Annotated in this window: 16 protein-coding genes; 9 read left to right on the top strand and 7 right to left on the bottom strand. The window is 64.8% G+C overall.

Annotated features, from left to right (window positions below):
• Positions 1–19: 19 nt before the first annotated feature.
• The gene (locus A3M7_RS43750) at positions 20–562 is read right to left on the bottom strand and encodes a helix-turn-helix domain-containing protein (RefSeq protein ID WP_049823243.1); all 543 of its coding nucleotides are present in this window, start codon (positions 560–562) and stop codon (positions 20–22) included.
• An 89-nt stretch (positions 563–651) separates the two neighbouring features.
• Between A3M7_RS43750 and A3M7_RS43745 the strand changes: the two genes are divergently transcribed.
• The 3 genes from A3M7_RS43745 to A3M7_RS0105705 all read left to right on the top strand — a co-directional run bounded on the left by A3M7_RS43745 (position 652) and on the right by A3M7_RS0105705 (position 3,251).
• Complete coding sequence (locus tag A3M7_RS43745) at positions 652–1,449, top strand: SDR family NAD(P)-dependent oxidoreductase (RefSeq protein WP_049823228.1); 798 nt, start codon at positions 652–654, stop codon at positions 1,447–1,449.
• A 102-nt stretch (positions 1,450–1,551) separates the two neighbouring features.
• Entirely contained in the window at positions 1,552–2,214 is a 663-nt protein-coding gene (locus tag A3M7_RS0105710) for a glutathione S-transferase family protein (RefSeq protein ID WP_027543055.1), read from the top strand.
• A 158-nt stretch (positions 2,215–2,372) separates the two neighbouring features.
• Positions 2,373–3,251 (top strand): GyrI-like domain-containing protein, encoded by an 879-nt coding sequence (locus A3M7_RS0105705; protein ID WP_027543054.1) that lies wholly within the window; start codon positions 2,373–2,375, stop codon positions 3,249–3,251.
• A gap of 140 nt (positions 3,252–3,391) precedes the next feature.
• Here the strand turns inward: A3M7_RS0105705 and A3M7_RS51200 are convergent, their stop codons facing one another.
• Together A3M7_RS51200 and A3M7_RS0105700 are read right to left on the bottom strand one after the other, a co-directional pair.
• Positions 3,392–3,784 (bottom strand): DUF3551 domain-containing protein, encoded by a 393-nt coding sequence (locus tag A3M7_RS51200; protein ID WP_084301704.1) that lies wholly within the window; start codon positions 3,782–3,784, stop codon positions 3,392–3,394.
• Between the two features lie 64 nt (positions 3,785–3,848).
• Positions 3,849–4,355 carry a peptide deformylase gene (locus A3M7_RS0105700; protein ID WP_027543053.1) on the bottom strand — a complete coding sequence of 169 codons (507 nt, stop codon included), beginning with the start codon at positions 4,353–4,355 and terminating at the stop codon, positions 3,849–3,851.
• Positions 4,356–4,432: 77 nt separating this feature from the next.
• Between A3M7_RS0105700 and A3M7_RS0105695 the strand changes: the two genes are divergently transcribed.
• The 4 genes from A3M7_RS0105695 (at position 4,433) to A3M7_RS0105680 (ending at position 8,698) form a co-directional block, all read left to right on the top strand.
• The gene (locus A3M7_RS0105695) at positions 4,433–5,017 is read left to right on the top strand and encodes a TetR/AcrR family transcriptional regulator (RefSeq protein WP_027543052.1); all 585 of its coding nucleotides are present in this window, start codon (positions 4,433–4,435) and stop codon (positions 5,015–5,017) included.
• 105 nt (positions 5,018–5,122) lie between these two features.
• Positions 5,123–5,716 carry a membrane protein gene (locus A3M7_RS0105690; protein WP_027543051.1) on the top strand — a complete coding sequence of 198 codons (594 nt, stop codon included), beginning with the start codon at positions 5,123–5,125 and terminating at the stop codon, positions 5,714–5,716.
• A gap of 170 nt (positions 5,717–5,886) precedes the next feature.
• On the top strand, positions 5,887–7,311 hold the full coding sequence (locus A3M7_RS0105685) for an amidase (RefSeq protein WP_027543050.1): 1,425 nt from the start codon (positions 5,887–5,889) through the stop codon (positions 7,309–7,311).
• A gap of 166 nt (positions 7,312–7,477) precedes the next feature.
• Positions 7,478–8,698: an MFS transporter gene (locus tag A3M7_RS0105680; RefSeq protein WP_027543049.1), complete on the top strand. Its 1,221-nt coding sequence runs from the start codon at positions 7,478–7,480 to the stop codon at positions 8,696–8,698.
• Between the two features lie 3 nt (positions 8,699–8,701).
• On the opposite strand, the gene A3M7_RS0105675 is transcribed toward A3M7_RS0105680, so the two are convergent.
• Complete coding sequence (locus A3M7_RS0105675; RefSeq protein WP_027543048.1) at positions 8,702–9,592, bottom strand: LysR family transcriptional regulator; 891 nt, start codon at positions 9,590–9,592, stop codon at positions 8,702–8,704.
• A gap of 104 nt (positions 9,593–9,696) precedes the next feature.
• On the opposite strand from A3M7_RS0105675, the gene A3M7_RS0105670 reads away from it, so the two are divergent.
• On the top strand, positions 9,697–10,422 hold the full coding sequence (locus tag A3M7_RS0105670) for an SDR family oxidoreductase (protein WP_027543047.1): 726 nt from the start codon (positions 9,697–9,699) through the stop codon (positions 10,420–10,422).
• Here A3M7_RS0105670 and A3M7_RS0105665 read toward each other — a convergent pair.
• From A3M7_RS0105665 to A3M7_RS0105655, 3 genes are all read right to left on the bottom strand, one after another.
• Positions 10,419–11,291: a helix-turn-helix domain-containing GNAT family N-acetyltransferase gene (locus A3M7_RS0105665; RefSeq protein ID WP_027543046.1), complete on the bottom strand. Its 873-nt coding sequence runs from the start codon at positions 11,289–11,291 to the stop codon at positions 10,419–10,421. The genes A3M7_RS0105670 and A3M7_RS0105665 overlap by 4 nt on opposite strands.
• Before the next feature lie 52 nt (positions 11,292–11,343).
• Positions 11,344–11,757 carry a cupin domain-containing protein gene (locus A3M7_RS0105660; protein WP_027543045.1) on the bottom strand — a complete coding sequence of 138 codons (414 nt, stop codon included), beginning with the start codon at positions 11,755–11,757 and terminating at the stop codon, positions 11,344–11,346.
• 80 nt (positions 11,758–11,837) lie between these two features.
• Positions 11,838–12,239, bottom strand: a complete 402-nt coding sequence (locus A3M7_RS0105655) for an Ohr family peroxiredoxin (RefSeq protein WP_027543044.1) — start codon at positions 12,237–12,239, stop codon at positions 11,838–11,840.
• Between the two features lie 148 nt (positions 12,240–12,387).
• Between A3M7_RS0105655 and A3M7_RS0105650 the strand changes: the two genes are divergently transcribed.
• Positions 12,388–12,855 (top strand): MarR family winged helix-turn-helix transcriptional regulator, encoded by a 468-nt coding sequence (locus A3M7_RS0105650; protein ID WP_027543043.1) that lies wholly within the window; start codon positions 12,388–12,390, stop codon positions 12,853–12,855.
• Positions 12,856–12,864: the final 9 nt, after the last annotated feature.

The raw sequence follows: 12,864 nt of genomic DNA, 5'->3' as shown, positions 1-12,864 counted from the left end.
GCGTTGTTTTTGACCAGCCTCATCTCTTCGTCTTGACCCGGCGGGGCAATTTTTCGGGTGTTGGGGTGACATCTTTCTGTCCAGTGACCGCCTTCGCAAAGGCAGCCTGAAGCTTCGCGATGACAGACGGCCCCTTCATCGGACGTCCGAGGTGGAGACTCCGCAGTTCATCCATGAAGTCCGACCAGAGATCCGGCCCTCCTTCCTCCAGGAGTTGCGCGCGAACCGAAAGAACGCGTGTGGCTGGCGTATGCCGGCGTCCCCAGGCTCCCATCATGGCGAGCAGGGGGACAAGCTGAATTGCCGGCTCCGTCAGGCTGTAGACCGCTTTCTGGCGATGCGTTGGATCGTCGGATCTTGAGAGCAGCCCGGCATCGACGAGGCGATGCAACCGATCCGCCAGAATGTTGGACGCGATCCCTTCTTCGGATTGCGTCAGCAACTCACGGAAATGCCGGCGATTGCCGACCAAGATGTCGCGGATGACGATAAGGCTCCACCTGTCGCCAAGCATTTCCAGAGTGAGATTGATCGGGCAGCCGGACCGATGTGGCTCAACCATTCGCAAAGTCCTCATTGGAAGCTAATTGACAAAACTGATCCCATTATGCAAGTAGTTTTAAAGTGCAATCAGTTTGAGGCGAGGCGCCGATGCTGTTGGAGGGCAAGACTGCTGTTGTATACGGCGGCGGTGGAGCGATTGGCGGCGCGGCCGCGCGGACATTCGCTCGCGAAGGAGCAAGGGTCTTCATCGCTGGAAAGACGCTCTCCAAGCTTCGAGAAGTCGCTGCGGACATTGAGCGGAAAGGAGGCGTTGTCGACATCGCTGAAGTCGATGCGCTGGATGCGTCCTCGGTAGACCGGCACTTGGAACATGTCCTGGCCGCTGCCGGGCGCGTCGATATAGCCTTGAATGCCATCGGGATGTTTCATGTCCAGGGCGCGCCTCTTGCCGAGCTCTCGCTCGAGGATTTCTTATTCCCCGTGACAGCCTACATGAAGTCGAACTTCATTACGGCCAAGGCTGTAGCACTCCAGATGATCCAGCAGGGTTCAGGCGTCATTCTCACCCTTTCAACCCCGGGGGCACGCGCAACCGGTCCGGGCGTCCTGGGATTTGGTGTGACGTGTGGAGCGATAGAGACCTTTTCACGGCTTCTCGCAGCCGAACTGGGATCAAGTGGAGTCCGCGTCGTGTGTCTTCGCCCGGACGCAATTCCGGAAGCATTGCCGGCATCGCACGCGCAGGCGGTATTTGAGGGCTTCGCCAACCGCGCTGGCGTGACGGTGGAGACGATGCTCGACGATTGGGTGCGCAAGGGCGCTCTCCTTCAGCGTCCGCCGAAACTGGCGGAGGTGGCGGAATTCGCTGCCTTTGTTGCATCGGACCGCGCCGGCGCAATGACCGGCGCCATCGCGAACCTCACCTGCGGTTCAGTGCTCGACTAGGCGCAAAATGTTCGGACCCGTTCGAGACGCTTGGCAGCGAACACCACCGAGAGTGGTGGCGGCTGTCCATAGGTTGCCTCACGATACGAGAGAGGTGCTTCAATGACTCCGCAGGTTGCGGCGTTTCGGTGGGTTCCACCGTTTGCCCAAGGATATGCCCTGGATCATCGGGTCCGTTGGGCGCTCGAAGAGGCTGGCTCGCCGTATGACGTCATCCTGGTCGATCGCGAAATTCTGGACGGGAGCGAATACCGCGCTTGGCAACCATTCGGGCAGGTGCCAGCCTATCGCGATGATCAAGTTGAGCTGTTCGAGTCCGGAGCGATTGTATTGCACCTTGCCAGGCAGTCGGAGGCGCTGGCGCCCACGACGGCCGCAGGTTTCGCACGCGTGACCGCCTGGGTCATCGCCGCATTGAATTCCGTCGAACCCCACGCGAAGAACTTTGCCGGACTGGAAACCTTCCATGCAGGTGAATCCTGGGTGAAGGACTATCGTCCGGTCGCGGAAAGCGGTCTGCGGCGGAAACTGACGGGCTTGAATGTCTGGCTCGAGAACAGGGAATTCCTCGAGGATCGGTTCACGGCCGGTGACATCGTGATGAGCACTGTCCTCAGGGAACTCACCGACAGCGGCATTTTGAACGACTATTCGGCGACAAGATCGTACGTCGAGAGATGCGTAAGCCGACCAGCGTTCCAACGCGCGATCCAGGCCCAGCTGGAAGACTACAAGCGGAATACGCCGCCTGGCATCAGCGACTGACTGGAGCCGCCACGGGGACGGTGAAGGCGGCGCATCAGAGCTATCGGGACCGGGTGCGGCGGGTGCTGGAGCGCGTCCTGCGATCTGCCAAACCGCAAGATCGGTCGAGCAAATCATGGCCGTCAGCGACTAACTGGAGCCGCCACGGAGGAGGGACGATGAAGGGGGCGCTGCAAAACTATCAGGACCGGATGCGGCGGGTGCTGGAGCATATCGACCGGAATCTCGACAGCGATCTGGACCTGGAAAGCTTAAGCGCGGTTGCGGCCTTCTCGAAGTTTCATTTCCACCGGCAGTTCACGGCGACCTTCGGGTTGTCGGTGCATCGCTATGTCCAGTTGGCCCGTATGAAGCGCGCATCCTACCGGCTGGCCTACGCGGACGCCCAAAGCGTCACGGACATCGCGATGGACGCCGGTTACGATGCCCCGGATGCCTTCGCCCGCGCCTTTCGGCAACGGTTCGGGCAATCGCCGTCGTCGTTCCGCAACTCTCCCGACTGGGAGCCGTGGCTTGTGGCCTTCGGGCCTCTCGACAACGCGAGGAGCAAGCTCATGAAGAGATTTACCACTGACGACGTGACGATACGCGATGTACCCCCGACGCGGGTGGCGATCATGGAGCATCGGGGCGACCCGGCAACGCTCGGCGACACCATCCGGCGGTTCATCGCGTGGCGCAAGGCAGCGGGCCTGCACCCGAGGATAAGTCCGACCTTCAATGTCTGGCGGTCCGAACGGCGTCCTGACTCGCCGGCCGCTTACAGCACGGATCTTTGTGTCGGGACCGACCAGCCGATCGAGGCGAATGGCGAAGAGATCAAGGCCGGCGAGATCCCCGGCGGGCGCTGCGCGGTGCTGCGGGTCGTCGGCTACACCGACAATCTGGAGCCCGCCGCGCTCTACCTCTATCGCGACTGGCTTCCGGCGAGCGGCGAGGAGGCTCGCGACTTCCCGATCTATTGCCAGCGGCTGAACTTCTTCCCGGAGGTGCCGGAGCATGAGACGGTTGCGGAAGTGTTTCTGCCGCTGAAATAGCGCATTGGTGGAGATCGCAAGGGCTGTGGGGCGGATGAGCCGCAAGGCGCAATCCGCCTTCTTTCCTCGTTGCGCGCTCAACACGGCGGATTACGCCGGCCAGGCGGCAGACGCGCGCGACCACGGTCGGCCGTCATGCGTCACATGTATCGTCTCACGCTGTCGAGAAATCGTTGCTTTTCGCCCGGCGCATAGCCTTGGGAAGCTCCATAATATGGTTCATTGAATTGATTGTACGGTGCCGCCCGGTAGTGGATTGGCGGCTTGGGCGGCGTGTACGTCTGGCGATAGTTACGCCGATTGGTCCCTCTGGCCGTCGCGCCGGCGTAATACGGATTGAGGACGCACATCTGACCGTTGGCTGACGCCCTGCATTGGTCCATCGTCGTGTAGCTGCATCTGTAATATGGGGTGATTCCGCGAGAGACGACGTTCAAGCAAACGGGGTAAGCCGGATCATATCTTTGAGCCCGGGCATGCCCTGCCGTTAAGGCCATGCTCACTGCCAAAATCGTCAAAGCCCATTTGCGCATTGGAACCTCCTCCAAGTCCGCACGACACGGGGGGCACTCAGGCCACAGTCAGTATTGATCTAAGTCAATACTCACGGAATTGGTTCACCTTCTCGAACTTCTTCACTAGCCGCTCCCGCTTCAGCCGCGACAGCCGCTGGATCCAGAACATCCCGTCGAGCTGGTCGATCTCGTGCTGGTGGCATACGGCCCGCAAGGCTTCCGACTCTTCGGTCTGCATGGTGCCGTCGAGATCCCAGTAGCTGATCCGCACGCGGGCGTGACGCTGGACCTCGTCGTTGACGCCGGGCATCGAGACGCTGCCCTCCCGGTGCATGATCATCTCCGGCGAAGCCCATGTGATCTCCGGATTGACATAGGTCTGCGGGCCGGCCTTGGCGTCGAGCTCGAGCACCACGACGCGCAAGGGCACGCCGATATGCGGCGCCGTGATGCCGATGCCGGGCGCGGCGCGCATCGTCTCGAGCAGGTCCGCGGCAAGCTCGCGGAGCTGGTCGTCGAATGCGGTGACGGGGCGGGCAGGCATCGCGAGCCGGCGGTCGGGGTAGCGGACGAGGGGGCGGATGGTCATACACGCTCCTACCACTCACGGATGGTTGAAGCACCCGGTTCTTGACGCCCTACCAACTGGAAGGTAGCTAGCTGGCCATGACCAATGTTTCCTCGACCGCCGACGACATTCTGGCCTGCGCCCGCACGCTGATCATTGCCGGCGGCTACAACGGCTTCAGTTACGCCGACATCGCCGATGTCGTCGGAATTCGCAAGCCGAGCATCCACCACCATTTCGCCAGCAAGGTCGATCTGGTCCGCACCCTCGTGTCGCGCTATCGCGAGGAGGCCGCGGCGGGACTTTCCGCAATCGAGCGCAACATCCCGGACCCGAGCGTGCAGCTCAAAAGCTATCTCGCCTATTGGGAGGCGTGCATCAAGGACGCGACGGCTCCCTTCTGTGTCTGTGCGCTTCTTGCCAGCGAGCTCCCGCTGCTGCCCGAGGAGGTGGCGCTTGAAGTCCGCGCGCACTTCCGCGCCCTGGCATCCTGGCTGACCTCGGTGATGGAGCGCGGCAAGCGGCAGGGGCGACTGCAACTCGCCGGCACCGCGCGGGTCGAGGCCGAAGGATTCATGGCGACCGTTCATGGCGCGATGCTGTCGGCGCGCGCCTATGGCGATCCCAAGATGTTCGGTGTCATCACCCGGCCGCTGCTGGAGCGACTGTCCGCGACGCGCTGAGATTCATCCGAAGAGCCCGACAATCACACAAGCCTGCGAGACATCTGCGTCGCGACGACTTCGCTTCGCTCGAAAAACAACCAACTAGTAGGTAAGGAGACGATTATGAAAGACCATCATCAGCTGGATTCCGCCCTGGCCGATCAGGCGCAATGGCTGAAGCTGTACTACTTCGCGCGCGCGGGGTTTTCCGTCGCCTGGGTCGCCGCTGCGTTTGCCGTCGGTCAGTTCTCCGCGCCGGTCGCCGCGGCTTTGCTCATCGCTTATCCTGCCTGGGACGCCGCGGCCAATTGGTTCGACGCGCTGCGCAGCGGTGGGCTCGGCCAGAACCGCACGCAGGCTCTGAACGTGCTGGTCAGCCTGGCGACCACCGTCGCGGTCATCCTTGCCTTGCAGGTCAGCATGAACTGGGTGCTCGGCGTGTTCGGTGCATGGGCGATCCTGTCCGGATTGCTGCAGCTGGGGACGGCAATCCGGCGCTGGAGGCGTTTTGGCGCGCAGTGGGCCATGGCGCTCAGCGGTGGCCAATCGGCACTGGCAGGCGGCTTCTTCATCGCTCAAGCCGCCATGCCCGCGGCTCCGTCGATCACGAATGTCGCCGGCTATGCTGCGGTCGGCGCGCTCTACTTCCTGGTCTCGGCGATCTGGCTCACCGTCAGCGCGTGGCGGCGCGGCGCCAGGCGGGCTCAGTTGGGGTGATGCGATGGCGTTGGCCGCAGGAACCCGTGGGCGCAAGTGCTTTCCTTGGAATGCGGTCTCCTTGAAAATTGCATGGTCGGCTGATCGATAGTTGGTTTATGACCTACAGGCGATGATCCAAAACGCGCGAGGGCTTCTCCTCGCGCCAGAACATGCGCCAAGCATGCCTCATGTCTGACGATCTGAACTGGCTTTCCGCTCGTGAACTGGCCCGGCGCTTCGCCGGGGGCGAGCTGTCGCCGGTCGATGTGCTGGACGCGACCCTGGCGCGGCTGCATGCGGTCGATCCCGTCCTGAACGCGGTGTGCTTGTTGGATGAGCCGCAGGGGCGGCGTCTGGCGGCAGAGTCCGCGGATCGCTGGCGTCGCGGAACGCCGCTCGGGCCGCTCGACGGCGTGCCCGTCGCGATCAAGGATACCGCGCAGGTCATTGGCTGGCCGATGCGCATCGGCTCCCACGCCACTGCGGCCGCGCCCAGCACGCAGGATACGCCCGGTGTGGCCCGGCTGCGCGAGGCCGGGGCCGTGTTCTTCTGCAAGACGACGACCCCCGAATTTGGCTGGAAGGGCATCACCCATGGCCCGCTGACCGGCATCACCCGCAATCCCTGGGATATTTCCCGCACGCCCGGCGGCTCCAGCGGCGGCTCGGCCGCATTGGTGGCGGCCGGAGTGGTCCCGCTCGCCACCGGAGGCGATGGCGGCGGCTCCATCCGCATCCCGGCGGCGTTCAGCGGCGTGTTCGGATTGAAGCCGAGCTATGGTGTGGTGCCGAACCTCCCCGGCGTCATGGGAACGCTCGCGGTCTATGGCGGCCTGTCGCGCGATGTCGCCGACAGTGCGCTGTTGTTGAACGTACTCACGCGCCCGGACCCGCGTGATTCCTTTGCCATTCCCCATCGCGGCATCGATTATCTCGATGGCCTTGACCGCGGCGTTGCGGGCCTGCGGATCGCATGGTCGCCCGATCTCGGCTTTGCGGTCGCCGACCCTGCCGTGGTGGCCGGCATGCGGCCGGCGATCGACGCGCTGGTGGAGGCAGGCGCCGACGTGCAGAATGTTGCTCTCGATCTGTCCGGCGCGCAGCATGCGCTGGAAGTGATCTGGGGCGCGTCGCATGCCGCGCTGGTGCGTGATTTCACCGGCGCGCAGTTGGCAGCGCTCGATCCGGGCCTGCTGCGATTGATCATCGCGGCCCAGGATCTGTCCGCGCGCGAATTGCAAGCCGCCCATGTCGAGATGCGCGCGCTGAGCCAGCAGATGCAGGCGTTTCATCAGGACTACGACCTGCTGCTGACGCCGACGGTTCCCATCACCGCTTTCGCGGCCGGCATCGATACGCCCGACGCCGCGCGCTTCCCGCAATGGTTCGACTGGACGCCGCTGACATGGCCGTTCAACCTGACGCGCCAACCCGCCGCCTCGGTGCCGTGCGGATTTGTCGAGGGACTGCCGATCGGCCTGCAGATCGTGGGGCCGATGTTCGCCGAGGAGAACATCCTGCGCGCGAGCCGGGGCGTCGAGCAGGCCTGCGCCACCGCCGCGCGACCAGGCCTGGTCGATGGCGCCGCGCGGACGTCTCTGCAAGGACGATGACCTCCGATCGAACGGCGTTAAGGCGCGAGCAGGCCGCACTGGAGGCGGCGCTTGCGGAACCGCGCGCCGGCGGCGCGGACGCCGGAAAATTAAAGTACCGTCGCCTGTCGGCCCGCGTCGATCCCATCCGTCTTTCACTCAGACAAACTGTCTGGAGACAAGGAAAATGAACTCGTCCCACTATCGCTGGGTGATCGTCGCCGCCGGCGGCCTGCTTGGCTGCGTCGCGATCGGCGGCATGTTTTCGCTGCCGGTGTTCCTGCAGCCGATCGCCAAGGACACCGGCTGGTCGGTGACCGGCATCTCCAGTGCCATGACGATCGGCTTTCTGGCGATGGCCTTCACCAGCATGGCCTGGGGTACGGCGACGGACAGGTTCGGGCCGCGGCCAGTGGTGCTGACGGGATCGACCGTGCTGGCGCTGAGCCTGTTCGGGGCGAGCCACGCGACCTCGCTCATTGCGTTCCAGTTCGTGTTCGGCCTCTTGGTCGGCGCCTCCTGCGCGGCGATCTTCGCGCCGATGATGGCGACCGTCACCGGCTGGTTCGACACCCATCGCAGCCTCGCGGTCTCGCTGGTGTCGGCCGGCATGGGCATGGCGCCGATGACGATGTCGCCGCTCGCGGCCTGGCTCGTCTCCGGCCATGACTGGCGCACCTCGATGCAGATCGTGGCGCTGGTGGTCGGCGCCATCATGATCCCGGTGTCGCTGCTTGTGCGCCGTCCGCCCGCGCTCGCGCAGGCGATGCCCGTGCCGTCGGGCGAGGACGCCGCGCAGGCGGAGATGTCGCTGGGCGAGGCGCTGCGCTCGCCGCAATTCATCATCCTGCTCGCGACCAATTTCTTCTGCTGCGCCACCCATTCCGGCCCGATCATCCACACCGTCAGCTATGCCGTGAGCTGCGGCATCCCGCTGATCGCGGCGGTGACGATCTACAGCATCGAGGGGTTTGCCGGCATGGGCGGCCGCATCGCCTTCGGGCTGCTCGGCGATCGCTTCGGCGCCAAGCGTGTGCTGGTCACGGGCCTCCTGCTGCAGGCGTTCGGCGCGCTCGCCTACGTCTTCGCGCATCAGCTTGCGACGTTCTACGCGGTCGGCGCCATCTTCGGTTTCATCTATGCCGGTACCATGCCGCTCTACGCGGTGCTGGTGCGGGAAAATTTTCCGCTGCGCATGATGGGCACGGTGATCGGCGGCACCGCGATGGCCGGCAGCCTCGGCATGGCGACGGGTCCGCTCGCCGGCGGCCTGATCTACGACGCGTTCTCAAGCTACGCCTGGCTCTACATCGCCTCCAGTGCGATGGGCTTCGGCGCCTTCCTGATGGCGATGACTTTCCGCCCGTTCGCGAAACCGCAAGGGCAGGCGGCGGCCGTAGCGGCGTGAGGCTCAACCGCGCCGCTGCACGTGCTCGATCAGTGCGCGCAGCTTCGGTGCAAGATTCCGGCGGCTCGGGTAATAGAGATAAAAGCCGGCGAAGGAGGGGCAATAGTCTTCCAGGATCGGCACCAGCTCGCCGCGATCGATCGCGGGGCGAAAGCTCGCCTCCATGCCGAAGGTGATGCCGGCGCCGGCCACGGCGAGCTTGATCATCAGCGCCATGTCGTTGGTCGTGATGTCAGGCGCGACCGCGACGCTGAATTCCTTGCCCCTCTCCGCAAATTCCCAGCGATAGGGCACGACGTTTGGCGCCGGCCGCCAGCCGATGCAGCGAAAGGACGCCAGCTCGGACGGGTGCGCGGGCTCGCCGAAGCGGTCGCGGAAATCAGGCGCGCACACCGCGAGCTGGCGTTCGTTGCCGGCGACCGGAACAGCAATCATGTCCTGCTCGATGACCTCGCCGAGCCGCACACCGGCGTCATAGCCGGCGGCGACGATGTCGAACTCCTCGTCGGTCACGGTGATATCGAGCTGCACCTCCGGATTGGCTTCAGCGAAGCCGGCGAGAAACGTACCAGACAGAAAATGCTCGGCGATCGAGGAGACGGCAAGGCGCAAAAGTCCGCGCGGCCGCCCGCGTAGCGCCTCGGTGCCGTCGAGCGCAGCGCGCATGTCCGCGATGGCCGGGGCGACCTCCGCGTGCAGCCGCTCGCCGGCCTCTGTCAGGCTGACGCTGCGGGTCGTGCGCTGGACCAGCGCGATGCCGAGAGTTTCCTCCAGCCGCCGGATGGTCTGGCTCACCGCCGAGCGGGTCACGCCGAGACGGTCCGCGGCGGCACGAAAATTCCGCTCTTCGGCGACCAGCGCAAAGACGGCGAGGGCGTTGAGATCAGGTTCCATTGGTTAGCATAGCTTATCACCATGATGAGGCATTGTCGTCTTATCACAGCGACGGCGCCGGTCCATCTTCCCGCCATCACTCCGAAAACAACGGGAAGATCCACATGCCAATCGACAAAGTCATTCTCATCACCGGCGCATCCAGCGGGATCGGCGCAGGGATCGCGCGCGAACTCGCTGCCGCCGGCGCAAAGGTCATGCTGGGGGCGCGGCGTGTCGATCGCCTGAAGGAACTCACCGCCGAACTGAACGGCGCCGGTGGAACGGCATTGGCGCATCCACTTGACGTGACCGACCGCGCCAGCGTTGCCGCGTTCGCAGACGCCGCGCGCGGCGTCTGGGGCCGTGTCGACGTCATCGTCAACAATGCCGGCGTGATGCCGCTGTCGCTGATGGCCTCGCTCAAGGTCGGGGAGTGGGACCGGATGATCGACGTCAACATCAAGGGCGTGCTCTACGGCATCGCCGCCGTGCTGCCGGAGATGGTCGCGCGCGGTTCGGGCCAAATCATCAACATCGCCTCGATCGGCGCCTTGAGCGTGTCGCCGACGGCGGCCGTTTACTGCGCCACCAAACATGCGGTGCGGGCGATCTCGGATGGCCTGCGCCAGGAGCACGACAACATCCGCGTCACCTGCATCCATCCGGGCGTGGTCGAAAGCGAGCTCGCCCACACCATCACCGATCCGGTGGCCGCAGAGGCGATGAAGACGTATCGGGCCATTGCGCTTCAGCCGGATGCCATCGCCCGCGCGGTGCGCTTCGCTATCGCGCAGCCCGATGACGTCGACGTCAACGAGATCGTCGTGCGCCCAACGCGAACGACCTAAAGCCGCTTTTCGAAGAACAGGTCCGGATAGGGATCGTCATTGAAACGCGGAATCTCGCTCCAGCCCGTGCTGCGGTAGAGTTGGCCGGCCTCGGGGAGGGCGCTGTTGGTGTCGAGCCGCAGCAGCTCGACGCCGAGCCCGCGCGCCGCATCCTCGGCCGCGTCCATCAGGCGCCGGCCGAGCCGCAATCCGCGCGCGGCGGGAGCGACCCACAGCCGCTTGATCTCGGCGTAGCCGTGATCGGTTCCCTTCAGCCCGACACAGCCGATCGGCAGCGTATCCGACATTGCGACGATGAACGCGCCGCGCGGGCGGCGCATGTCCTTGGCATCGGGGTCGCGCGACAGCGAAACGTCAAAGCCCTGTTTGAAACGGCGGCCGAGCTCCGCGTAATATTCGCCGAGGCAATAGCGTGCCTCTTCGGATCGTGGATCCATCTCCTCCAGCGCAACGCGCTCGCGCGTCAGCGCCGAGGTGATCATGTCCATCGCCGCGAGCAGCGCCTCGCGCTGCGAATGCTGCGCAAGGAAGCTCTCGGCCTGCGTATTCGACAGCGCCTCGTAGGCCGCGAACTCGCGCCGGCCCGTGCGCGTCAGTGTGGCCACGCGGCGGCGCGCATCGTTTTCACGTGCATGGGTCTCGACCAGTCCTTCGTCCTCGAGACTGCGGAGCAGCCGGCTCATCAGCCCGGAATCGAGCCCGAGATAGTCGCGGATCTCCGCGACGTCTGTGCGCCCATGCCCGATCGCATTCAAGACACGGGCCGCGCCGAGCGGCCGGCCGCGCCCCAGGAACGAAGTATCGAGCGCGCCCACGGCAGAGGTGACGGCACGGTTGAAGCGGCGGACGCGGGAGACGGGATCAAGCATATATCTGACTTTAGTCAGATATATCGATTTGGTCAATCGAAGATGGCCGGTCTCACTTCGCCAGCGTCAGCAGCGGCTTGTCCTTCGCGACGATATAGGTCGCAAGCTCGCTCGCGGTCTCGTTGCCCACGTTCTTGGCCGCATGCACCGTGCCGGCCGGGATGAACAGCACGTCACCGGCCCTCAGCGTCACCGGCGGCTTGCCTTCGACGGCGTATTCGATGGCGCCCGCCAGCACGTAGACGATCTCTTCGCCCGGATGGGTGTGCCGGCCGAACGCAACACCGGGGGCGAGGTCGACGCGCACCTGCACGGCTTCGCGGCCGGGCGCGCTGAGATCGTGGCGCTGGAGGTCGGTGCGCGTGACACCGGCCGGCTGCGCCGCTGCCGGCAGGGTGAACAGGTTTGCGGCCAGTACGGCGGCGCTGGCGAGGATACGCACGGCTGGGAAAAGGCGATGGCTCATGGTCGGCTCCGTGTGTTCGCTGGATTGATCGCACCGCGCGGGCCCGGCCGACTTTCGGCCGGATCCCGCGTCGTGGCGCTTCAGACGAGGGTCGTGGTCACCTCGATGTTGCCGTGCACCGCCTTGGAGTAGGGGCAGATGCCGTGCGCGGCTTCGATCAGCTCCTGCGCAACCGCGCGGTCGACGCCGGGGACGCTGACGTCGAGACGGGCGCGCAGGAAGAAGGCGCCACCGGCGTTGTTCAGGTCGATCGCGGTGTCGACCGACGGCTCGCTCGGCAGCTTGACCTTGCGCTGGGCGGCGGCGAGCCCGAGCGCGCCGAGGTAGCAGGCCGACCAGGCGGCGGCGAACAGGTTTTCGGCGGCCGGATGCGGCTGCGCCAGCTTGATGTCGAGAAAGCCGTCGCTGGAGCGCGCGGCACCGTCGGAGCCTGAGGTGACGTGGGTCTTGCCGGTGAAGAGAAGCTTGGCAGCGGATGACATGGCGGGGTCCTTTCGGGTTGATATAGATCGTATCCGATCTAATCGGATGCGCGTTGAAATAAACTCGCCGCATCCGCCGGTCAAGCTCTTCCGATTTAATCGGATGCGATTTATATCGGTTGGCAGATCACGAATTGCGGAGGTTCCCGTGGCCCGTTCCCCCAAAGCCGCCGGCAAAGGCCGAAAACTGTCGAATTTCCTGTGCTTTGCGGTTTATTCGGCCAATCTCGCCTTCGGCCGTGCCTACAAGCCCCTCCTGGACAAGGTCGGGCTGACCTACACCCAGTACATCGCGATGGTGGCGCTGTCGGACCAGGATGAGCAGACCGTCAGCGCGCTCGGCGAGAAGCTGTTCCTGGAATCCAACACGCTGACGCCGATCCTGAAGAAGCTCGAGCAGACGGGCTACATCAGGCGCCACCGCGATCCCGCCGACGAGCGGCAGGTGCGGGTGAGCCTGACGGCGGCCGGCCGCAAGTTGATCGAGCAGGACCTCGGCGCGTCCGTGATCGAGGCGACCGGCCTCGGCGACGAGTTTCCGGTGGTGCAGAAGACGGTGAGCCGCCTGCGCGACAATCTGCTGCGCCACACCGGATCCGAACAAGAGCGGTCCTGACGTGCGACG

It is taken from the genome of Bradyrhizobium sp. WSM2254, assembly GCF_000472645.1.
GTDB lineage: Bacteria > Pseudomonadota > Alphaproteobacteria > Rhizobiales > Xanthobacteraceae > Bradyrhizobium > Bradyrhizobium niftali.
Note: the sequence above shows the minus strand (reverse complement) of the source record. Positions and strands in the feature narration are given on the sequence as shown.